Origin of the sequence: Haoranjiania flava, assembly GCF_025631005.1 — a bacterium.
Lineage (GTDB): Bacteria > Bacteroidota > Bacteroidia > Chitinophagales > Chitinophagaceae > Haoranjiania > Haoranjiania flava.
The window spans coordinates 1-24,899 of record NZ_JAOTPL010000002.1; the positions used below are offsets into that span (position 1 = coordinate 1).

The window sequence follows — 24,899 nt, forward strand, 5'->3', positions numbered from 1 at the left end:
CCGGTGCCCGGCTTATTATTTGCCCCGAGCCTGAAAAAGGGCTCAAAAATCCGGTTTTTAAATTCATCAGGAATGCCTTCGCCGTCATTACAAAAGACAATGGAAAGGATATCTTTTTCCGGGTCGTGAAATTTAATCTGTACCCATGCTCGTGTTGCTGCATATTTAACCGAATTAGATATAAGGTTGCTGACAATTTTATTCAATGCTTCTCTGTCAACAAATGCTTCTACAGGCCTTTGGATAAGGCTGGCCTTTAATTCAATATTAGCAGCAGCAGCTTGCGGCCTGAATGTCTGAACCTGTTCCATCAAAAGACCGTTGATATCTGTTTTAACAAAATTCAGACTAAATTGATATTCTTCTGTTTTTCTGAAATCAAGTAACTGGCTCACTAATTCCATCAAACGCTTTGTATTTTTTTCGGCGATTAACAAACTTTTTTTAATAGAGCTCTGACCCTCAAATTTTTGGGACAACCATTCTATAGGTCCTGCTATTAGCGTAAGGGGAGTTTGAATTTCATGTGTGATGTGTGTAAAAAACTCAATCTTTGACTGATATATTTCCTTTTCCATTTCACGTTCAAACAATTGTTGACGCTGCAAATTTTTTCGTTTCAAATGGGCATGATAAAAGTATAATGAGAAATACATACACAGCACTGCTGCTAAGAAATAAAACAGGTAAGCCCAGTTACTCTTCCAAAACGGAGGCAGGATTTGAATATAAAGATGCCGCTCTTTCCCTACCCAGCTTCCTGTATTGCTTTCAGCCTGAACTACGAATTCATAATGCCCGGGAGAAAGATCAGTGAAATAGGCATTTCTATTTGTATTTAGGTACGTCCAGTTACCGTCTAATCCTTTCATACGATACTTGTATCGTGTTACCCTGGGAGATGAATAGTTTAAGGCGGCAAACTGAATACTAAAATTGTTTTCATTGTATTTAAGCCTGATAGTATCTGTATAAAGAATTGAATGAATCAACGGGCCTTTTTCATCGGGGCTTAATTCTTTATTATTGATCTGGAATCCTGTAATGTATGTAGGTGGACTTTCTTCCTTTCCGTTAAACATCGAGGGGTTAAAAGCAATCAGTCCTTTTACAGTACCAAAATACATTTTGCCATTTTTATCCTTATAGGCTGAATTATAATTAAATTGATCGGTTATAAGGCCGTTTGATCTGGTGTAAACATTTATGTCTTCTGTTGATAAGTCAAGTCGCACAAGTCCGTTGTTGGTGCCTATCCAAAGATGTTTGGAATTGTCTTCTTGCATTCCGAATAAAATATTACTTGGGAGGCCATTCTTTTTAGTGATTTTTTTGATCGTTTTGCGGTCCTTACTTAGCTTAATAAGGCCTCCGCCAATCGTTGAAAACCAGATAGCATGTTCACTATCTTCAAGGATATAGTGAATAGGATATTCGTTAACTATTCTTCCGTTAACTACCTCTCCAAATCTAATGTTGCCACCTGCTTTTGTTTTAGGATTAAAGAAGTATGCACCACTTGATTCACTTGTTACCCATATGTTGTTTTCATAGTCTTCAGCGATGTGAAATACAGATGTGCCATGAGGTATTTGAGTAATGCGATTAAATGACTTCCTCTTTGGGTTGTAAATAAACAGCCCTGCTTCTCTGTATGCCGTGCCAACTAATATAGAACTATCTTTCGTTAAAAAAATGCTGACGACAAAATCTCCGCCTTTCTCATTCTTTTCGCCAACAAGATTAAATCGTTCTGTAATTATTTCTTTCCGGGTGTCCATAATCTCCATTCCATGTAAGAAAACACCGACTAAAAGCTGATGCTTATATGCTAACAATCCATGTATATTGTAATAGGATAAATCTCCTCCTTTTTCTTTAGAAGCAAAGTTTGTAAATTCACCTGTTCTTAAATTTAATTTGTTCAAACCTGCATCTTCGGTACCAATCCATAAATTACCCGAATCGTCGGCGCAAATCTCACCGACGGCTTCACCGGAGATAGAATTGTTTCCCCAAAAAGGATAATATTTTTCAAAACGTGCATTTTGCCTGGAATAATAATTTATACCACCAAAATAGGTGCCCAGCCATATATTGCCGTGGTAGTCTTTACACAGCGCATACACAGCGTTATCTGAAATTGAATAAGGGTCGCCATTTCGTTTCTTCAAGTTTATATTTGTACGCCTTACAGGGTCATAAATATATACACCCGATTCAGTTGCTATCCAATATTTTTCATTATTATCCGCAATAATGTCACGAACATAAAATGCATTGTTTCCTTCGGCACCCAAATGTAATGATTGAATTGCTCCGGATCTGACGTTATATGATTTTAGTCCTTGTTTAACGCACCCAATCAGTATCTCATTTTCATTTAAGGGGTATAGTTTACTAATAGCCCGCTGCGCCGCGGGAACATTCCGGCTAACAATGGGGAAAGAAGTAATGGACTTTTTGCGGTAATTATAAGCACTAATAGCTCCGTCATCATTCCCAATCCATATGTTATGTGAAAAATCTTTTGCAATGCAGGTTGCACTTATTTTTAGACTTCCCGGCTGGCCCGTTTTCTGATCGTAATAATAGAGAAATGAATTAGCAATAATCCATAGGTTATTGTCATTGTCTACTACGATTTGACTGATATTGGCCTGGGGGATCAACTGCAGCTCGGTAAAAACTTCCTTTTGGGGATCATATCTGAAAACACCTTTGCCTGTTCCAATCCATAATGCCCCATTCTTATCCTCTGCGATCGAAGTAATAACGTTATTACCAATTGTTCCAAACTTGTTGTTTTTGTTTTCGAGAATTTTGAAATTATAGCCATCAAAGCGACATAGACCGCCCCGTGTGCCTATCCATATCAGTCCCTTCCTATCCTGTAAAATAGATGTGACAGAATTATTGATCAAACCATCATCTACCTGGTATCGCTTCAAATAATATTGGCCGTAAGAGGTAGAAACGCTAACCTGAAATAACACATTGAGCAAAAACAAAGAAAAAAAGAATTTCATATACTAAATTCAAATATAAATATATTACTAAATTCAAAACATCGCGTTTTAAATACAATTATATCAATAGTTATAATGCGTTTGCCTGTTTGAAACGATTCGTCAAAATATTGAACAGAGTTTTCATAATGGGTTTACTTATTTTGATGTGTATACAACATGATGCTTTTTTGCCAGAAAGATAAATGACAGCTATTTAGCTTTAAGGTAAGGAATTGCCGGGCAGAAAATTTGTTCATTACGATAAATGAATATCAGCTTATTCAACATTTCGTTTAGGATAATAATAAAGCATTAAGCTAATATAGTAGCAACCTTCTGCGAAAGTGAAGAAGAAACAAATTAAATGTAGTTAAAATAGGTTAGAATGAAGACAAAAATTATAGCACTTGTTTTATTTTTAGCATGCGTGCTGTGTGCGCAAGCCCAGTTCAAGGTAGAGTACAACAGAACAGCAGACGGCGTTTATTTTCCCGGTATAAAAATATTATACGATGCAGCAGATGCTTTATCGGTAAAAACTACAGTACAATTCCTGGCAAAAGATGTAGAGCAGGTAACGGGCTTACAACCGGGTATATACACCAGGCCCGTGAATGCGGAGATGATGTTGATTGCCGGAACCTTACAGAGCAGGTGGATAAGCGAACTGGTAAAGTCCGGAAAAATTAAAACAGATTCACTTCAGGGACAATGGGAACGTTATGGTGTGTTTATCATAGATCGCCCTTTTCCTAAAGTGAAGCGTGCACTTGTTGTTGCGGGCAGCGACCGGCGTGCGGTTTCTTTTGGTTTATTTTCCATCTCTGAAGCGCTGGGAGTTTCTCCATGGTATTGGTGGGCGGATGTGCCTGTAAAGAAAAATAAAACCATCAGCCTTAGGGTGCAGGATTATATTTCACCTTCACCAAGCGTTAAATTCAGGGGTATCTTTATCAATGATGAAGATTGGGGTTTACTACCTTGGGCAAAAAACACGTTTGACCCGCAGTTAAAAGATATTGGACCTAAAACCTACGCAAAGGTTTTTGAACTGCTTCTCAGGTTAAAAGCCAATTACCTGTGTCCGGCCATGCACGAGGCTTCGGGCGCTTTTAATAAATATCCCGAAAACAAAATGCTGGCAGATTCCTTTGGTATTGTAATGGGGTCAACACATCCTGAACCGTTATTATTTAATAATGCCAGTGAGTGGGATAAAAAAAAGATGGGCGATTGGAATTATATGACCAACAGGCAAAATATTGTGGCAGCGCTTGATAAAAGAGTCAGTGAAAATTCAAAATACGAAAACGTATATACTCTGGCACTACGAGGCCTGCATGATAAACAAATGTCCGGAGATTACAGCCTGTACGACAGGTTACGGTTGGTAGATCACGCGATAAGCGATCAGCGGGATATTTTAAAGAAATATATTAACAAGCCCTTAGATGAAATTCCCAAGATATTTATACCTTATAAAGAAGTACTGGAGCTTTATAACGCAGGCCTTACAATACCGGAAGATGTCACGATCGTGTGGCCGGATGACAACTATGGCTATATCAAAAGGCTAAGCAATGAAGCCGAGCAAAAAAGATCCGGGGGCTCAGGCGTTTATTACCATGCCTCTTATCTGGGTATCCCACATGATTATTTATGGCTGAGTTCTTCCACGCCTAATCTTATGTTTGAAGAATTGAGCAAAGCTTATAAAACCGGCGCTAACAAGTTGTGGTTGCTGAATGCCGGCGATATAAAGTCGTGCGAGCAGCCAGTAACCTTGTTCTTGCAAATGGCTTATTCCCTTGATTCGTTTAACTTGGGTAATACACCACTTTTTCCTGCAAAGTGGTTGTCGGAACAATTCGGAGCGCGGTATTATGACCAACTTGTAAAAATTACACAACTTTATTCCCGGCTGGCATTTATTCGCAAGCCCGAGCACATGGGATGGGGGGTTGAATGGAATTCCAATAAATACCCGCGCGAACGACCCACAGATACAGAGTTTTCTTTCGATAACTATGAGGAAGCGCAAAACAGGTTGAAACAGTACACTCAACTGGGACAGATGGTGGAACTGCTCTATGCACAACTGCCTGAAGAGTGTAAACCTGCTTTTTATCAATTAGTATATTACCCTTCAAAAGGCGCGGAATACATGAACAAAAAGTGGTTATATGCTCAGCTCAGCCGTGAGTATTTTTACCAAAAACGCGCATCCACCAATGATATCCGGCAAAACGCACTGTTGTACCAAGATAGCCTTGTTTATATTACACAACAGTATGATACGCTTTTAAATGGAAAATGGAACCGTATTATGTCATTACGCCAAGGCGTAACGGCTTCTTATTTTGAAAAGCCTGTCCTGGACTCTCTGGCTGTTCCACAAAAGGGAATACTTAAAATTCAGGCGGCAGCTTCCAACAACCGTACTACCGGCATGCAGTATGTTTTGCCTGCTTTCAGTAAGGTGAGTGAACAGCCTGTTTATTTTGAACTTTACAATACCGGTAAGCAGCCTATACCTTTTTCCATCTCTTCTGATAATGAATGGATCAAGCTTAGTAAAGTAAGCGGAATGCTGGAAAAGCAGGAGCGAATAACTGTTGATGTAGATTGGGGAAAATTACAGGCCGGAACAGATTACCAGGCAATTATTCAAATAAAGTGGGAGGACATTACGCAAAAACTCTACATTCCGGTATACAACCCATTGTTGCCAACTGTTGATTTATTAAAAAATATTGCCATAGAGACCAATGGGTATGTATCTATACCTGCAGCTGGGTTTAACAGTAAGAAAGAAAGCCATACAGTAAAAATAGCTATAATAGATGAGCTGGGAATCGAAGGGCGCTCTGTGCAGTTGGGCGATCCGACCGGTCCTGTGAACGATCCACGCCGCAGTGATGCACCTTATGTTGAGTATGATTTTTATACGACCGGCCGAGGGATGGTAGACGTATATACTTATGTATTGCCCACTTTTCCTCTCTCAACTGGCCGCAATCTGGCTTTTCATGAGTTTTCCACTTTACAAACGAGATACGGGGTTTGCATAGACGATGGTGCAGTCAGCTATCCTTCTTCCTCTAATCCGGAATATACTCAAGCGTGGGCAGATAATGTTATACGCAACGCCGCGATCAACAAATCTGTTTTATACATTGATAAACCAGGATTCCACAGGCTGAAGGTAATAGCCGGAGATCCGGGTCTGATCATTCAGAAAATAGTTATAGATATGGGAGGAATGAAAAAATCTTATAGCGGGCCTCCAGCAACATTGATTAAATAGATTTAACGCTCTCCTCTAAAAGATATATCAGGTAATACAACTCATTTGAAACAATTCGACAAAATGTTGAATAAAAGCTATAAGTAGCGTTTGTTAATTTTGAGTTACAAAAAACTTAAAATTAATACAGGGTGAATTATGAAATAACCATAAGCAAAGGTTGCATACCCAACTATTAATGAATAAGGGCTATTCGATGTGGCAAATGAAAAGCAAATAAAAAATACACACATGAATTTTTATTGGATTGCAAGCAAGTATTATGTGGAAGATTTGAAATAAGGAATGAAAATAATTTTTGAGTTCTATTTTAAAATAAATAAATGAGTACGAATGAAAAGAAAATCTAATAAAACTATAACGCTCTTTAAGGATGCTAGAGTATATGTTGTAGTGGTGGCGATGATGTCACTGTGTATATCCACGACAACAGCTTACTCGCAAAATGATAACGTCGTGATGCAGGAATCAACGTTGCAAAGCAAAAAACGGATTACAGGTAAAGTAACCAACTCTGTCGGTGAGCCTTTGGTAGGAGCTTCCGTGCGTATTCAAAATACAACTACCGGTACCACTACTAACAACGATGGATTATATGTTATTGATGCATTTCCTACGGATATTCTTACTTTCAGTTTCACGGGCTACTTATCTCGTGATACTGCAGTTGCAACTGCAAAAGTATTGAATATAGCGCTTGAGCAAGATATACAAATGTTAGAACAGGTGGTGGTTGTGGGTTATGGAAAGCAAAAAAGAGCCGCCATGGTCAGTTCTATAAGTAGTGTTACATCAAAGGAACTCATGGTGCCTACAGGTAACATTACAGGCAATCTAGCCGGGCAACTTTCCGGTCTTATAGCCATCCAGCGAAATGCCGAACCTGGAAGAGATGCTGCTGAGTTCTGGATCCGCGGTATCAGTACGTTTGCAGGAGGTTCCCAGCCGCTTGTGCTTGTAGATGGTATCCCACGTAAGATAGGAGAGATAGAAGCCGATGAAGTTGAAACTTTTTCATTGCTGAAAGATGCGGCAGCAACAGCTGTGTATGGAGCGGAAGGTGCAAATGGTGTTATACTCGTTACCACCAAGCGAGGCATAATATCTAAGCCGCGCATATCTTTCCGTTCAGAGCTTTCTACCGCACAGCCACAGCGGTTGCCTGAGTTTGTAGACTCATGGACATATCTTGAGATGGCAAATGAAGCCCGCTTTAACGATGGGCTTGACCCCTATATTACCCAGGAACAAATTGAAAAATATCGTAGCGGCGAGGATAAAGACTTATACCCCAACACTAACTGGATGAAAGAGCTTTTGGCAAAAAATGTTAAAAATCAGCGCTATACCCTAAATTTTAGGGGTGGTGCAGAAAATGCCAAGTACTTTGTTTCCATGGCTTATTTCAACCAGGAAGGCGTTTTTAAAAAGAACGAGATCGGGAAATATAACAGTGATTTTGATTATCAGCGCTACAACCTGCGTAGCAATATAGATCTGAAAGTAAGCAATACTACTCAGTTGAATATAGACCTTGCCGGTCAGTATATTTCGCGTCTTACTGCCAACCGCTCGCCCGATGATATTTTTAAATTCATGCTTTTTACACCGCCACATCTGTTTCCTGCTATTTACAGTGACGGTACTTTAGCCACTTATAAGGTACCAGGCGATGCCAATAACCGCAACCCTTTTAACATGTTGTACAACCAGGGCTATCGCAAGGAGTTTAGTACGCGCATACAATCAAACGTAGGAATTAACCAGGACTTAAAGGCAATTACTAAAGGGTTAAGCGCCAGGGCTAATTTAAGCCTTGACTATGAGGGCAACAATGCAACATTACGCAACTACTGGCCTACACTGTATAATGCTTCAGGCCGCGATGCGGATGGCAAACTTCAATTTAATGAAGTAGTGTCAGGAAATGCCCAGTTGGAAGATCCTGTATATACTGATAATGGAAGAGATGCTTACCGCAACATATATATGGAGGGAGCTATTAACTATTCACGTGCTTTTGAGCGCCATAATGTAGGCGGCATGCTGCTCTATATGCAGAAAGAAAACCAGCGAGGTGACAATGTGCTGCCTTTCAGAAAACAAGGCCTGGTTGGCCGTGCTACTTACTCATTTGACAACCGCTATTTTATAGAGGGTAATTTTGGTTATACCGGTAGTGAAACATTTGCCAAAGGCAATCGCTTCGGGTTTTTCCCTGCAGTAGGTATAAGTTATTTTGTATCTAATGAGCATTTTTATCCTGATGCGTTGAAAGAAGTGCTAAACAGTGCTAAAATAAGGTTGTCTATAGGGCGCACCGGTAACGATAATACAGGAGGTTCGCGTTTTCTTTATCGCCCCACTTTTAGCACAGGAGGATTCAATTTTAACCAGGGCATCGGCACTAATGGTGGTACCAATGGACTGGGAGCGGGTATATTCGATCAGCGATTTGTAAACAATTTTATAGGCTGGGAAATAGAAAACAAACGCAACATAGGAATAGATTTAGGCTTCTTCAGAAACCAAATTGAACTCACAGCAGATTATTTTAATAATGAACGTACCGGCATCCTTATTCAGCGTCGTACTATTCCGGGTTCTGCAGGGTTCCATGCCGATCCATGGGAAAACTACGGTATTGTACATAATCACGGTGTGGATGCAAGCCTGAAAAGCAATCATAAGATAGGGGAATTTACAATAGGCACAAGAGGAACATTCACCTTTGCCCGCAACAAAGTTATTGAATACGATGAGCTGCCTCAAAACTATCCCTGGATGCAGATTACTGGCACAAGAGTAGGGGATCATAACCTGTACATAGCTGAAAGGCTCTATACAGAGGATGATTTTATAAGGACACAAAATCCAAACGGCACTTACCGCTACCAATTAAAACCCGGGTTGCCCGTACCTACTATGACCGGTAATGCTACAATGGGGCCAGGCGATATTAAATATGCTGATCTGAACAATGACGGCATTATAGATAATAATGACCGCAAAAGAGGCATAGGGCATCCTGAAAATCCTGAAATTAACTATGGATTCGGGCTGAATGTGGAATACAAGGGGTTTTATGTAAGCGTATTCTTCCAAGGTACTGCTAATACTTCCTTTGTAATGGGTACAGAGGGCTCGGGTACAGAAGCTTATACCTTCTGGCCTTTCAGTTGGGGTATAGAAAAAGGAGGCTATCGTACCGCTTTCTTAAACCGCTGGACGGCAGACAATGCTAGCCAGGATGTACTGATGACCAGACTGCATGATGGCTATGGAAACAATATCAGCAAGGAAGCCAGTACTTGGTGGATGCGCGATGCAAGCTTCCTGCGTTTCAAAAACCTGGAATTTGGATATACTATTCCCAAGAGCACGGTGCAAAGGATAGGTATCAGTGGTGCCAGGGCCTACATTATGGGCTACAACCTTTATGTGTGGGACAATATAAAATTATGGGATCCGGAAATGGGTGACCGTAACAAGGGCGTCAGCTACCCCATGTCTCGCACATTCACATTGGGGCTTGAAATAAACTTATAAAAAATTTCAAGAGTACATCTGATAATCATAAGATTTTTGGAGCAAATTATAATTCAAAGCAATGAAAATTAAATTCTCTATAGTAAAAAAAATACAAATGAAAAATAATTTTATAAAAATACTGTTAGCCAGCCTTTCCCTTAGTTGGCTTACATCCTGTAGCAAGTTTTTGGATGTGTCTGATGAGCTAGCCGGCGGTATCACTGATGTTGAACAGGTATTTGATAATGTAGACCGCACAAGGAAATGGTACGGGCAGGTATATAATAATGTACCTGATTATTCCGCCATATGGGTGTCGTCTGCTTCTATGGGCAATGCTTGGGCAGGCTATGCCGATGAGCTATACCACAGGTTGGCAAATAATACAGGGAAATATGGCAATTGGAACTCTTCCAACGGAAACAACCATCGTTGGGGCACGCTGTATGAAAGCATACGGCAGGCCAATATTTTCTTAGAGAAAGTAAAACCCATTGCCGCTACAGGAATAAATGCTAACGTACTTACCGAGGCAGAAGTACAGCGCTACAAAGCCAATGTACGCTTTATGAGAGCGGCTTATTATTATTACTTAATGGAGATGTATGGCCCTGTGCCTATTGTAACACAGTCCAAAACCTTGAAGGATGAGCTGGATGTGCCCCGCAACTCCCTTGATGAAGTAATTAATTTTATTGATTCAGAGCTGCAGGAAGCCATATTGGATATGGAGCAGGAGCCTTACCATACTCAGTTGGACTATGCCGCAGTGCCCACAAAAGGCGTAGCTATGGCATTACGAGCCAAGCTATGGGTATATGCCGCCAGCCCCCTCTTTAACGGTGGGTTTACAGAAGCGCTAGGCATTACTAATGCCGATGGTAAGCGCCTTTTCCCCGATCGTGACAACAGCAAAGTGCAGAAAGCCGTAGCAGTATTAAAGGAGTTCCTGGATTATGCCCACGGTGGCCGTTATGAACTCTACAAAAATACAGGCACTTTCGATCCTGCGCTGTCGCTATACGAAATGTTCCAAGTGTATAACAAAGAAATTATATGGGCCACTTCCAAAGATGCCTGGAATACTGCTACCACTGATGGTTTTGACCGTATGGTAACACCCCGCAATGAGCCAAGCGGCTTAGGAGCACTGCACGTAGTGCAGGAGCTGGTAGATGATTATTATATGGCAGATGGACGTCCTATAAAAAATACAAGTTTTCTTGCTGCATCACCTTCATACAAAGAAACCGGCTTTGGAATGTATGAAGGAGTAGAAGTGTCTAATATGTATATAGGTCGCGAACCTCGTTTTTACAATGCCATCACTTTCTCAGGTAAAAGATGGCACATCAGCAAGGCGGAAACTCAGTTTTACCTCGGCGGCAATGCCGATAAAAATGTAGTGGACGGCGCGCCTGTTACAGGATATCTTTTATATAAAAGAATGAGCCGTACGGTGTATGGCCGTACTGCCACGGGAGCCGTAACCAGGAGATACAGGCCTTCCATCATTTTCAGGCTGGCAGAATTTTACCTGCTGTATGCCGAGATGCTGAATGAAATGGAGCCTGGTAACCCTGATGTGTTGCGGTATACCAATCTGGTACGCGAGCGTGCCGGCCTGCCTAATCTTGAAGAACTGAACCCTGCCATAGCAGGCAGCCAGGAACTGCAGCGTGAAGCTATACGCCGAGAAAGCCGCATTGAGCTTGCCACCGAAGGGCAGCGTTACTTTGATGTACGCAGATGGATGATAGCTGAGAACCCGGTAGGCCAGGGAGGCCAGGGAGGAGAGTTTACTGGTATGAATCCTGACGGGAACAAAATAGCATTCCATACACGCAGGAGGTTCCAGACCCGTTACTTCGGCCGCAAAAATTACCTGTACCCTATACCGCTGGCAGAAATGCAGCGTACTAAAGGAATGCTGGTGCAAAACCCTGGTTGGGACAGGTAGCTATTACAGTCCATGTTGCTTCCTGCCTTAATGCCAGCAGGTTGAGTAGAGCAATGAGGACGGGGACCTAATCGGTAAGCCTAATACAAATAGAAACTATTTTGGTATAATAAAACTGTTTGAATTTTTTGATCAAGAACGCTAAGCTACAGGGCGCAAGTTGTTTCTTTTTGAGCCTTCGTAGTCTTTACTTTTAGTTCAAACAATTATAATTATTAAAAAAATAAAAACAGACAAATGAATAAAAGTAAAATATTGATTTTTGCCACTGTGTTTTTACTATCAGCGTTGCTGCTTGCAAGTTGCGACAAAAACATGGAGAAGGTGCAGCAAGTAAAAGTAGAAAGTGTTACTTTAAGTGAAGCGCTTAAAGGCGATAATATACTGCTTATAGGCACCAAGCTTGATGCAAGTTGGAAAGTAACCGTACTGCCGGAAAATGCCACAGACAGGGCGGAGAACTATTCTTCATCCAATCCTGCAGTTGCTACCGTAAGCGGATTGGGTATTGTAACTGCTGTCAGCAAAGGTACTGCCATCATTACGATATCGGTAGGTGGATATAGTGTTGAATTCCCCGTAACAGTAGTAGACAAAATTTTAATACCGGCTACGGAAATACGGCTGCTGAAGTCAGAGATAGACCTCGGATTAGGAGCTACCTACAACCTCTTAGATGATGTACATCTTGTGCCACTTAGCGCAAATGATGCCTTGGTTTATACTTCCTCTGATCCGGCAATAGTAGCGGTAAACGAAAGTGGTCAACTCACAGGTTTAGCCAAAGGCACGGCTAAGGTAACAGTAGCATCGTTGGAGCAGCCTTCCGTTAAAGCTACCACAACAGTAACCGTGGTGCCATTCAGCGGGGATTACCCAAGAGCCGGCTGGACGATGACCGCCTCTCATGCGCTAATGATTGCAACAGGTAATCCGGAAGGAAACTCGCTGTCCGCGGCAATTGACGGTGATCTTGCCACTAATTTCTGTCTTGTAAGACCTGGTAAGACTTCCGGTAATGGCACGGGCATTGTTTCTGTGCCCTCAGGAGAGGCTATACACTTTACCGTAGACATGAAGACCCCTCAGGAGGTGAATTACTTCAGGATACGTCACAGGAACACCACGCAAACCTTTGTAAGATGGTACGCTTTTGATGAAATACTGGGGAGTAATGATGGTACGAATTACGAGGTAATTGCAAAGAATGTGGTCATACCCGATGCTATAACAGGATCCTTGCAGGAGTCGGTTAATATATCCCTGCCCAAATCGAAGTACAGGTATCTAAAATTCTATGCGCAGAAAGCACAATGTTTCTATCAGTCATCCTACACCTCACAGGGTAATACTGTGCAGATACAAGAATTATACCTCGGCATTATACCCTAAATCCTGTAAGTGGTATTTTAAGCTTGATCTTAACGCGGGTAAGCTAAAACATAAAACATTCAAGAATGAAACGATTAATACTTATTGTATGTCTTCTGAGTAGTACATTAGTATGGACAGCTTGTGGCAAACCAGATGCCCCGGTGAAAAAGCCGGATCCGGTAAAACCTATACCCGAGCCACCTGCAGGTGAAGATGATTTAACCAAGTTCACCAAAGATGACAAGTTTACCAACCCTGTCATGCCGGGAGGGCCGGATCCCTGGGTAGTGCAGAAAAACGGCATTTATTACTACACATTTACACAGGGTAGTAAATTGGTGATCATCGAAACAAAAAATGTATCAGAGCTTGCTTCCGGACGTCGCACGGATGTATGGATACCACCTGCCAATCAGCCCTACTCAAAAAATGTATGGGCTCCTGAGCTTCATGAAATTAATGGTAAATGGTATTTTTATTTTGCTGCGGATGACGGCACAAATGCTAATCACCGCATGTATGTGCTGGAGAATTCCTCCCCCAATCCTACACAAGGTAACTGGGTTATAAGAGGAAAGATTTCAGACCCCACCAACCTTTGGGCAATAGATGGTACGGTACTTGATTATAAAGGCCAGCTGTATATGTTATGGTCTGGTGGTAATGCAGGTGCGCCGCCTCAAAATATTTATATAGCTAAAATGAGTAATCCCTGGACAATTACCGGAGAAAAGGTAATGATCGCTACGCCTAACTATGACTGGGAGAAAAAAGGCAATCCCATTAACGAAGGGCCACAAGTGCTTGTCAATCCTGATGGCCGTGTATTTGTAGTATACTCTGGCAGCGGCTACTGGTCTGACGGATATTGCCTAGGAGTGCTTACGTTAAAGAATAATGGTGATCCCATGAACGCTGGTGACTGGACAAAGGATCCTCACCCTGCTTTTTCCATGCTGGCGACGAGCAAGGCTTACGGACCCGGTCATAATGGTTTTTTCAAATCCCCCGATGGCAAAGAAGACTGGATCATTTACCATGCACGCAGCGTTGCCAACGATGGCAGCGCAGGGCGCACCCCCCGTATCCAGCGCTTTACATGGAACGCTGACGGTACTCCCAATTTCGGTACACCAACAAATATAGATATACCGCAAAACCGTCCTTCCGGCGAAACAGTCCGGTATATCCATCCTAAAACAAATTGGGATATCGCAGGATTTAGTTCAGAAGTAACGGCTAACGCCAGTAAGCGTATGATAGATGGCAATACTTCTACATTTTGGGCTGCAGCTACATCATCAGACTATCCGAATCATTATGTAACAGTGGATATGGGGGCGGTATCAAGGGTGAATGGTTTTATTATCAACCAGAAATCTGAGAATAGCAAAATTAAGGAGCTCCAGATAATGATCAGTAATGACAACAATACCTGGGAAAACCTCGGCACATTTACCCTTAATAATTTTGATCTGCGAAACCTATACATTGATCTGCCGCAACGTAAGCAGTTTCGGTATTTCAGGGTAGTGCCCAAATCCGGGCATGTGGCAAGTGAGAGGCAGCCTGGTCTGGCAGAAGTGTCTACTTTCAGGTATAAAGATTAAAAAATGAAAATGCATAATATTCTCTAGCAACAGGAATACACGCTGCCCAATTTTTAAACCTGATAAAATAGTATTTGTAAAAATGAACATAATGAAAAAAAAGATCTTTACGTTAGTATTGCTATCACTCCCCTTTCAGTATTTGTTTGCACAGAAAGATTTATTAACCGGCTTTCCCAAAGGTTACACTCCTGAAGAAGTGGGAAAACTTATTGCTTATCGTTTTGTGTATTCCAAACATGCCCTTCATGCCGGTAAATGGATCGGTTATCCGGAGACCTTCTATTGGAACGGAGCGCTTAACTTTGCCAGGCTAACGAAAGATCACATGCTGGCCGGGTTTCTTCAAAATAGGTTTGAGCCGTTGTTCTCTACAGAAAAAGCACTGTTGCCCATTCAAAACCATGTAGACCTCAATATGTTTGGCAGCCTGCCGTTAATACTCTGGCAGCTTACAAAAGAGCAGCGTTATTTTAATTTGGGGTTGCCTTATGCAAATACCCAGTGGGAGGTTCCTGCTGATGCAAACAGTGAGGAAAAAGCATGGGCAAGTAAGGGATATAGTTGGCAAACACGCCTGTGGATAGATGATATGTATATGATCACTATTGTGCAAACCCAGGCTTATAAAGCAACTGGAGACAAAAGGTATATTGACCGGGCTGCAAGACAAATGGTGCTTTATCTTGATGAACTGCAACGTTCCAACGGGCTTTTCTATCACGCACCGGATGTGCCCTTTTATTGGGGACGCGGCAATGGATGGATGGCAGCAGGCGTAACGGAGCTATTACGTTATTTACCCGGAAATAATAAATACTACCCGCGTATCTTACAGGGTTATCAAAAAATGATGAAAAGCCTGAAAAGCTATCAGCAGCCTAATGGTATGTGGAACCAACTGATCAATGAGGCGGATTGTTGGGCAGAAACATCCGGATCAGCTATGTTTGCCTTTGCATTTATAACAGGGGTGAAAAAAGGATGGTTAAATGCTGAAGAATATGCCCCAGCAGCCAGGAAAGCCTGGATGGCCCTGGTAAAATTTGTAGATGCTAAGGGGGCAGTTGCCGAGGTTTGCGTGGGAACAAATAAAAAGAATGATAAACAATATTATTACGACCGTCCGCGCAATACCGGAGACTATCACGGACAAGGGCCTTATCTATGGTGCGTAAATGCACTTCTTGAATAACAATTAACCTGGTTAACATTATAAATCAAAATCTTAGCCCAGGCCCTATTCAATATCATTTTTTCTTAATCATTGTTTAGGATTATAAATGGCAACACCTACTCTGCTGTCTGCACAGCCATAATACAGGAACCATTTGTTTTTAAAATAAACAAGTCCTTCCATAAAAACAGTACCTGCCGGGTATTGGCCACTTTTCTCAAAAGGTTCTGTAGGGATAAAGAAGGGCTTATCCAAACGTCGTATAACCTTTGAGGGGTTGTTCAGGTCGAACAGTACCTGTCCGCCTGCGTAGGTATTGGCTGTGTAATTGGTATCCCTTTCACTATTCCCTTTATTCTTGCCGTTATACAAAACTAAAATTCCTTGGTCTGTAATAATTGCAGGGGGACCGCACTCCGTCATGTCACTGTCAAAATGATGCTTCCTTGGTTTTAATATTAAATCCAGTTCCTTTTTTTCATTCAAGGCCGGATCCCAGTTTACCAGATCATCTGAAGTAGCAAGGTTCATGAAACGCTCGCCCCAGTACATTACATACTTTCCGTTCAGCTTCGTAATAACCTGCCTGCCGTTTTCTATTTTTGTAACGATAGATCCGGATTTGCAGAACATATCTTTAAACCGCCCATTATATGCCTTTTGGAACACCGGTCCATGCTTCGTCCAGTTTGTCAGATCTTTAGAAGTAGCTATTGCCAGGCGGGCGACTTTCCTGTTCCACTGAGTATACAGCATCACATACACGCCTTCTTTTGTAACCGCAATACGCGGATCTTCGCAACCACCCGGCCATTCAAATTCTTTTTGCCCGTCCTCATCCGGATAAAGAACCGGCTTATTTCTTTTCTTCATTTTAATACCATCCCTGCTTTCCGCAATCCCCAGCCTGGAGGTTCGCTTGCCGATACCTGTCCCTGACTTATCTTCTGCCCGATACAGCACGTATATCTTGTTGTTTTTTACAACCGCTGCAGGGTTAAATACATCGCCGGCCTCCCAGGAAATATGCTGCTTACTCATGGGGTCGAAGAAAACGCTTTGCGTATCCGGAGATAAAATAGGATTGGCATTGGACGGCCTTATAAAAGGACCCATTGCCCAGCCGGGAAGCTGATGCTGCGCCGATGCAAACAGAACAGCCGAAGAAAACGCTACAAACAACAACAAACGTAAAAAGAGATCATTCATAAATATAAAAATAGATTAGTTAATATGTATATATTTATTGTTTTTCAGTTGCTGCATGGAATTACTTCAGTGAGCTTCGTTTCGCCAGATAATAATTGCGGTTGGTATGCAGCATGTCTATTTCATGTGTTAATATTTAATTTTTCTGTTTGCCACACGGAATAACCAAAACCTTCATTCTTTATTATCATTCCCGGTTGGTATAGATTCTTAATCTTTATGGTTATTTCATGTGTTAATATTTAATTTTTTCTGTTTGCCACATGGAATAACCAAAACCTTAATCTTTATTATCATTCCGGTTGGTATAGATTCCTAATTTTTATGGTTATTTCATGTGTGTATAATTAATTTTTTCTGTTTGCCACATGGAATAACCAGCTTTTTAGATTCATACTCATTCACGGTTGGTATAGATTCCTAATCTTTATGAATATTTCATGTTTATTTATTCTAATAGTGAACAAGCAAAAGGATTATCTAAAGTTCGTTAATTTACCATATCAAGAGTCCGGCACTTTTATCTACGTTATACCTTAAACCTTCATAATTTACCGAATCTTAGGTATATTAAAGTTAGATAATGTTGCCAGATTTGCATTTATGGATTCGACTGTTAGTGTTTTCGCTTTATGCCAATTATTCTTTAAAACCTCTATTGTAATAGTTCGCGCCTCACCGGGCAATAACGAAAAGAAATTATCAGAATAGAATGTTGACGTCAACGTTGCTTTGTCTTTATCTATTAGCTTTACCTGTGTAAAGAATGCTATTTTATCGGATGTATTTTTTATATGCACATCCAAGAATATTTTTTCGTTAGTCTCTCTTTTTTTCACGCTACCAGTTAAAGCTGCTTCAGGCAGCTTACTAATGTCTGAAAACCCGGAAACTGCCGGACCGGTCATTGTCCAGGCGCCTTTGTAAGGGTCTTTGGATCGCCAGTAGAATGCTTCTGACACTTCTTTGCCCGCAGAAGATCTTAATACCAGTTTAATAAAATGCACCTGTGAGATGTCATTGCTAAAATCCAGCTTCAGCGCATCTTTTACCAACCCGTCTGCCGGGATATTTATTTTCTTTGAATGAGCATGCACCAGTTTTGAGTGCCAGTCATACACTTTTACTTCTAAGATATGACCGGGAAAAGGTTTCCGGTAGTCATTATACACCGAAACGGTATTTTTATAATAATCGAACTGAGGATGTAAGGGGGCCAGGCCGTTTTGCGCAAAATAAAGGGCGGCAGTAGGGCGCAGATACCAGTCGTACATACGGCTTGCCGTTTGTGGTAACGGGCTGTTATGATACCAGAATAAAAAGCCCGAGGCGAATCGGTCGCCCCAGCCAAATTTGTTATAATTCCATACTTCACAAATCGCCCGGTAGTTCATAGCGCCTACGAGTTGTGCCTTCTGTGCATACTCATCAATAGAAGATGATTCCCCAAACTGGTTTACCGCTTCCCTATATTTGGTATTCATATTATGAAAGCCATTTCCATCAAGGTAGTTCCAAACAGAGTCGTTAATAGGCCATAGATTTTTTTCAGGCATCATTTCCCGCAATGATTCCACCAGTGGCAGGCAGGGTGTGCCATATTCAGGGTTGAAGCCGTCCACACGGCTGCCTCTTGGAGAGGCGGTATTTTCAAAATATTGCATAGGGTTCTCATACTTATAGGGACTGCCGTCGTGTACCCCGCAACATTCGGATTGTTCCTGGTAACCGATCGTAGAGTCTAATGCATGTATAACCGCTTTTGTTCCGGGAAGCTCTTTTGACTCGTTAGAAGCTACATAATAAGCTACCGAAGGATGTGAACGTATGCGCTTAATGGTTGCCCTTAGATTTTGAAAGTACAGGGACGTATCTTGCGGAAAACGGGTATCACCTGTAATCCAGAATTCATTCCATACCAACAGCCCTAATTCGTCGCAAATATTGTAGAACTCATCGGACTCTGCTATGCCGCCCGCCCAAAGTCGTACGAGGTTGAAGCCAGCCTGTTTTGTATAGCGAAGCTCAGTTCTTGTTCTTTCGGCTGAGGTGCGTAACATGGCTTCCGGCACCCAGTTCGTTCCTCTTATGAATACAGGATGCCCATTCACTATAAACCTGCGGGATTTATCAGGCGTATGCCGGTCTGTTTGAATCTGGCGAACGCCAAAACGTGTGGTAAGCTGATGAGAAACTTTATTGCCTTGTTTGAACTCCAGTTTAAGTGAATATAAATACTGATTTCCCTTATATAGCGGCCACCATAATTTTGGATTTTTTATTTTAAGCTGCGGATAATTGTCCGGGTGAAATACAACCTGCTTTGTTTCTCCGGGTTGTAGGTCTACACGGGTCTCGAAACCTATATTTGTACCAGTAATATTTCCGGTAACCTTTCCGCTCTGTTTGGTGTTCGTTGCATTTTTTACATCAACCAATATCGTTTGCATGGAGAAGCTGGTATCAGGCAGAGGCAACCTGGTCTGAACAAAAGGATCCTGTAATACTACATCTCCTGTAGAGTATAACTCCACATCTCTCCAGATCCCTGTATTCCGGTCACGAATACCATCCGGTGAAGTAAAGTCCCATCCAACAGACATGAGCATGGTTACATTTTTACCGATCTCTCCATCGCCGCCATTATTATTTTCCCCTACGGCGCCGGTACGTTTTTTATTACTTTTGTATACATCGCCCGCAATATCTACCGGCAATACGTCTACTGCTAAAACGTTGCTGCCTGTTCGGTTTGCAATATCCGTAATATCAAAATCGGTTGCTTGAAACATACCGGACATAGTGCCCAGATTTTTCCCGTTCAGCCAGACGGCGGCCCGATAATTAATACCATGCAGCTTCAGCCATAATTTTTTACCATTTAATTCGGCAGGAACCTTGAACTCCGTTCTAAACCAGTAGTGGTAAAATTCTCTTCCGGCTTCGTACAAATCCGGTATGAGGTTGCGTGAACGGCGATTATTATCTCCGTAATAAGGGTCAGGATATATTTTATTATAAATCAGGCTGGTCAAAACCGTCCCGGGCACAACAGCGGGCATCCATCCATCGGGTTTGTAGGTTACAGAAGAAACCACTTCGCCGGAACCGGCTCTATCTGCTTTTTGCATATACCAGCTAGATCTGAAGCTATTGCCAGGTTTTAAAAATACGGACTGTGGCGCAGAGGCACTCATTTCAAAAGCTGCCTGCTGTGCATTTGAATGTAGCAATAGCATGGTAATAGTTACAGTAAATAATAAACGATTTGCTTTTAACATAAGAATAGATTGGTGCTCAAATATGATAAATATCTCAGGTTGTGGTTAATAATTTATTCAGGTATCCAGGATAGCTTCCAGAGGTATTTGTGCCATCGCCCTTGGTAATACTGTCGCCAAAACATACAATATCCTCTTTAGGAAGATTGTTGTATAGGATATAATCATATATGCAAAGCGCCATAAACCTATACCCGTTCGGCGTAGGGTGGATACCATCCGTTTTATTGGAATTGGCTTCATTTTGAATAAGTGAATCTTTATCTGTACCTATTTTTCCAACGGCCAGGAACCTTTGTTCCATATCAAGAATATGAGTTTTATACATCCCTGCCACTTTCCTGATGATATCGTTCACTTGTTTTCTCCTTCCTTCAACCCCTTCCGGCTCATAAAAAGATGCCCGATGGCGTGTAAGCAGGTAAGGTTCATATGCCGGCAAAATGGTCAGCATTAATAATCTGCTTCCGCCGGATACAATGCTATCTGCTATTGTTGCGAGGTTTTTTTCGTATTGATTAATCGGCACATACTTTACACTGTTCATATCATTGGTGCCTGCCATTAAAATAGTGAGTTTCGGCTTGTGTATCAGGCAATCCTTCCTGATGCGATTAAGCAGGTCAATGGTATTGTTTCCTCCAACCCCACTATTGATGACAGGCAGTTTTGTTGTAGGATGCCTTACTGTTTTTGTTGTTTCCAGCAGGCCACCTGCCATTGATTGGAAATAGGTTCCGGCTATAAGTCCGCTAACAAGGGCAGCGCCTTTTTCTAAAAAGTATCTTCTTGAATGGTCCATTTTCGGCGCGTTTAATGTTGTGGGCTCACAGGTACAAACAATACAGCATCTGCTGCAATGATGCCATTGGCATTTTGATTAGAGATCTCAACATATGTTTTCTGCCCGGCAGGCAAGCTGTATGTACCCAGTTCTACCCACTCGCCAGATGTCTGACCTGCTATTTTTACGTCCGCAGTGCGAATAGTCTTTAATGCCGCGTGTATTCCATTGTATACTTTAAGCTGCAGCACATCAGATGGATTTCGCAGACCCGGATAGTAAAAATATATTTTATAGCGGCCCGATTTTTTTATGTAAGGTTCAAAACGAACGCTGGCCGCTGGTTTCGTATTATTGGATAGAAATGAAGGGCCATACCCTCCTGTGCCTTCTCTTTTCCATTGCCCCGAAACCGTTTTAACATCGCTGTCATCAACAAGTATTTCCGGTATGCTACCATCAGCTAGTGGATCGTCCTTTAAATGTTTGTGCAGAAATCTTACATTCACCTCCTGAACCGCAGATCTCCCGTTAATGGCCAATGAGGCTGCAACAGCAGCAGATTGCCCCAGCACCATAAACACTGGTTCCATCCGTATAGAACCATAAGCCATATGACTTGCAGAAAGGCACACCGGAACGAGTAAATTGGTGCACTCCTTACGGTTCGGGGTAATAGAGCGATATGCTATTGGATAAGGCTGTATACCTTTAATCTGTACATCACCTTCATTCTTAACCATACCATTCCATATAATCCGTTGCGCATTATGGGAATCCATATTATATGCAGCCATACCAACGCCATCATTTACAATTGCCTTACCCACACAATTGGCTTCTGTCATTACGTATTCGCCAATCATGCGCCGCGCCTCCCGAACATAAAGCTGAGGGGTCCAGTGCTGTGTTTCTGCATATTCATCTTTGGGGTATCCCCACTGCAGCATCTCCTCTCTAAGATGTGCCGGCATGCTCATATCATGCCCGATAAAATACAAAAGTCCTTTTGTATAGTCCACATGATCCTGGAAGATCTTAGCTCTCGTTGCATAATCGCCATCAGGATAATCGTAGTTCATCCCGATCATATCCGTGGAGAAAGGCCCCTGGTTATTGATATCTGTTTTATGATTAGGCATCCTGTCTATTTTCAGGATCTCCCCCAACTGCTTTACAGGCTTCACCGAAAGATAACGCAGCAATAACCCGTATTTTGCGGAGTCATAATTTGCAGGACGGTCTATCGGCAGGCGGTTTTCTGGATTGTTGCTGAGGCATATCCTGAAATTGTAGGCCTGTATCTTTTTATCGCCGGAACCCACTTCCTTCAATGGTTCCTTGCTGATGCCCCATAACAACCCGCTTTCCGGTTTTCCCGGAATAATATAAGGATCTACCTCATCTGGAAACTGGTGCTTTTCTCTTAACTGCACGCCGTTAACGGTTTCATTGTATTGTACGTTCGGCTCTCTCCCGGTTGTATAGCTCACGCCGGCTTTGGCCATAAGGTCTCCCTCGTAGGAGCAATCAATAAACTGTTTCGCATATACCTGTACTGCTTCGGAAGAGCCATCGGAATTTTCCAGTATAATCGATTGTATAACAGTTCCTGATTTATTAACCTTATTTAATCGTTTTCCATACAAAACATGGCAGCCGGCCTTTTTAACATAATTGAGAAAAACTGTATGCGCTACTTTAGGTTCGAATATCCATTGCTCAAATTTCCCATAGTGCTGCCCTATACGCCGGTAAAAATCCCTGGCCAGCCCTGTAACCACATACTTATTACCTATATCTGTAAAACCTAAACCGCCGGATGATAAGCCTCCCAACCGGTGGCCAGGTTCCACCAGTAACACCTTCTTCTGTTGCATGGCAGCAGTGTAGGCTGCTATAACACCCGCTGAAGTACCGCCATATATGCAGATATCTACATTAAGCGTCGTTTCAGTAGACTGTCCTTGCGCCTGAACTAAAATGAGAATTGATAAACAAACTAAAATAAATTTCATGTGCATTGTAGTTGTTTTTCATTTTCCACATGGAATAACCATCTTTTTAGATTAAATGCTCATTCCAAGTTGATATAGATCTTAATCTTTATGGTTATTTCATATTACCTTTTATATACGTGGTATTTCCTATGCCGCTCGGATTGCTCTTGTCATTCATGTAAATTTTGCCACTTTTGATCCGGCAACAGTTGACCACTGATTACCACCCTTTATAAGTTGTCGCTATCGCTACACAGCGCATAAGCGCACCAAAGCATAGGTGCCTGCCCATGCAGGTCTCCGGTATTACGTTTACGATCAACATAATACTGATAATTATTTTGCGCATTCGTGCCTTCGCAAACATCTTTTATGTTATTATCACTGTTTATATAGGTTAGGAGCGAAAGCCATGCTTTGCGAGCGGCTGCCCCATATGTTTTTTTGTCGAGCCAGCCTTTTCTTACACCTACAATCATAGCGTAAGTAAACATGGCAGTCCCTGAAGTTTCTTTCCATAATTCACTTTTATCAATGAGCTGGCGCCACATACCGTCATCAGTCTGGTATTGCAGTAATGTACTCATCATTAATTTATAAGCATCTTCTATTTTTTTTCTGTGCATGTTGTCTTCAGGAAGCAATCTTAGTAATTCCGCCATTCCCACAGCCATCCAACCATTGCCGCGCCCCCAGTAATACGGTACGGTTGGTGTATGGTAAAATAATCCATTTGGACGTTGTATTTTATCAAGGTACATAGCCATTTCTTTGGCAGCTCTGTCTATATATATCCTGTTGCCTGTTACCTGGTATGCCTGGGCCTGCACGGCGGTTATCATGAACATATCATCAATCCAGATACGTGTTTGCCAGGAGTAGCCTTGATAGTGCCATTCTTTTTGTACTTGTGTGGCGTTTGCGGGCAGATCCCACTGTTTATCAGCATAAGCTAATCCCAGATTCAGGTATTTATTATCCTTTACTTTTTTATATAGTTCAAGCGGAACCGCCCCAAATATATTTTTATCGACATGATCGGGTGAAGGATACAAACTAGATGAGCCTGCCGAGAAAAATATATTGTCATACTTTGTCCGTAGCGTATTATACAACGACTCGTTCTTAACTGCCTGGGCAAACCAAAGCGCACCCAGCCAAGTACAAACATAGGGATAATTGCTACGTACACTATGAGCCGGATCACTGATCGTTTGGATGTATCTTTGTGCCAACTTTGTGCCTACTGTTTTAGGGTCTGCGGCCTCGGGGAAGTTTTCTAATCCGTAATCGTCATTATTTTTCGGTGTAGCTATAATTGAAACCTTGTTTGAGCGTTTCCCATTATCGGCAATTGATACGGCGGCAATAATATATTTTCCATAATCAGTCACTTGTATCAGGTAGCGCCCTGTCTGCCCCGAAACAGGTACATTTTTGCTGATCGCATTTACATCGCTCTGCCCTTCCAGAAGATAGGAGATGTCAATAGAGACAGCTTGTGAAGGATTATTCCAACTCACGGAAAGCTCGTTCGGATTATCGGTTGCTTCTGCCTTTAAGTTACTTACAGGTGAAATGATAGGATCTTCCCGGGAGCTACCATCTTTTTTACAAGCTGAAAATATCCAACCTACTATTACTGTCAAAAAGAT

The 24,899-nt window shown here is 41.9% G+C and carries 12 protein-coding genes; 6 read left to right on the forward strand and 6 right to left on the reverse strand.

Translation table 11 applies throughout. The features are described from left to right. Positions 1-3,029: ligand-binding sensor domain-containing protein (locus OD355_RS01545; protein WP_263036682.1), on the reverse strand; the 3,029-nt coding region annotated here is incomplete at its 3' end. Positions 3,030-3,396: 367 nt separating this feature from the next. Here OD355_RS01545 and OD355_RS01550 point away from each other — a divergent pair. From OD355_RS01550 to OD355_RS01575, 6 genes are all read left to right on the forward strand, one after another. Further along, the gene (locus tag OD355_RS01550) at positions 3,397-6,318 is read left to right on the forward strand and encodes a glycosyl hydrolase 115 family protein (protein WP_263036683.1); all 2,922 of its coding nucleotides are present in this window, start codon (positions 3,397-3,399) and stop codon (positions 6,316-6,318) included. Between the two features lie 333 nt (positions 6,319-6,651). Continuing rightward, a complete protein-coding gene (locus tag OD355_RS01555) occupies positions 6,652-9,867 on the forward strand; it encodes a SusC/RagA family TonB-linked outer membrane protein (RefSeq protein WP_263036684.1) in 3,216 nt (1,071 codons plus the stop codon). 97 nt (positions 9,868-9,964) lie between these two features. Continuing rightward, positions 9,965-11,809, forward strand: coding sequence for a RagB/SusD family nutrient uptake outer membrane protein (locus tag OD355_RS01560; RefSeq protein WP_263036685.1), 1,845 nt, complete (start codon positions 9,965-9,967; stop codon positions 11,807-11,809). 237 nt (positions 11,810-12,046) lie between these two features. Then, the gene (locus OD355_RS01565) at positions 12,047-13,201 is read left to right on the forward strand and encodes an Ig-like domain-containing protein (RefSeq protein ID WP_263036686.1); all 1,155 of its coding nucleotides are present in this window, start codon (positions 12,047-12,049) and stop codon (positions 13,199-13,201) included. A 65-nt stretch (positions 13,202-13,266) separates the two neighbouring features. Then, complete coding sequence (locus OD355_RS01570) at positions 13,267-14,793, forward strand: family 43 glycosylhydrolase (protein WP_263036687.1); 1,527 nt, start codon at positions 13,267-13,269, stop codon at positions 14,791-14,793. A gap of 91 nt (positions 14,794-14,884) precedes the next feature. After that, complete coding sequence (locus tag OD355_RS01575) at positions 14,885-15,988, forward strand: glycoside hydrolase family 88/105 protein (RefSeq protein WP_263036688.1); 1,104 nt, start codon at positions 14,885-14,887, stop codon at positions 15,986-15,988. 69 nt (positions 15,989-16,057) lie between these two features. Here the strand turns inward: OD355_RS01575 and OD355_RS01580 are convergent, their stop codons facing one another. From OD355_RS01580 to OD355_RS01600, 5 genes are all read right to left on the reverse strand, one after another. After that, positions 16,058-17,179, reverse strand: coding sequence for a glycoside hydrolase family 130 protein (locus tag OD355_RS01580; RefSeq protein ID WP_263036689.1), 1,122 nt, complete (start codon positions 17,177-17,179; stop codon positions 16,058-16,060). A gap of 551 nt (positions 17,180-17,730) precedes the next feature. Continuing rightward, a complete protein-coding gene (locus tag OD355_RS01585) occupies positions 17,731-20,460 on the reverse strand; it encodes a beta-mannosidase (protein ID WP_263036690.1) in 2,730 nt (909 codons plus the stop codon). 34 nt (positions 20,461-20,494) lie between these two features. Next, positions 20,495-21,262 (reverse strand): SGNH/GDSL hydrolase family protein, encoded by a 768-nt coding sequence (locus tag OD355_RS01590; RefSeq protein ID WP_263036691.1) that lies wholly within the window; start codon positions 21,260-21,262, stop codon positions 20,495-20,497. An 11-nt stretch (positions 21,263-21,273) separates the two neighbouring features. Then, a complete protein-coding gene (locus OD355_RS01595; RefSeq protein WP_263036692.1) occupies positions 21,274-23,262 on the reverse strand; it encodes an FAD-dependent oxidoreductase in 1,989 nt (662 codons plus the stop codon). Positions 23,263-23,474: 212 nt separating this feature from the next. After that, entirely contained in the window at positions 23,475-24,893 is a 1,419-nt protein-coding gene (locus OD355_RS01600) for a glycoside hydrolase family 88 protein (protein WP_263036693.1), read from the reverse strand. Positions 24,894-24,899: the final 6 nt, after the last annotated feature.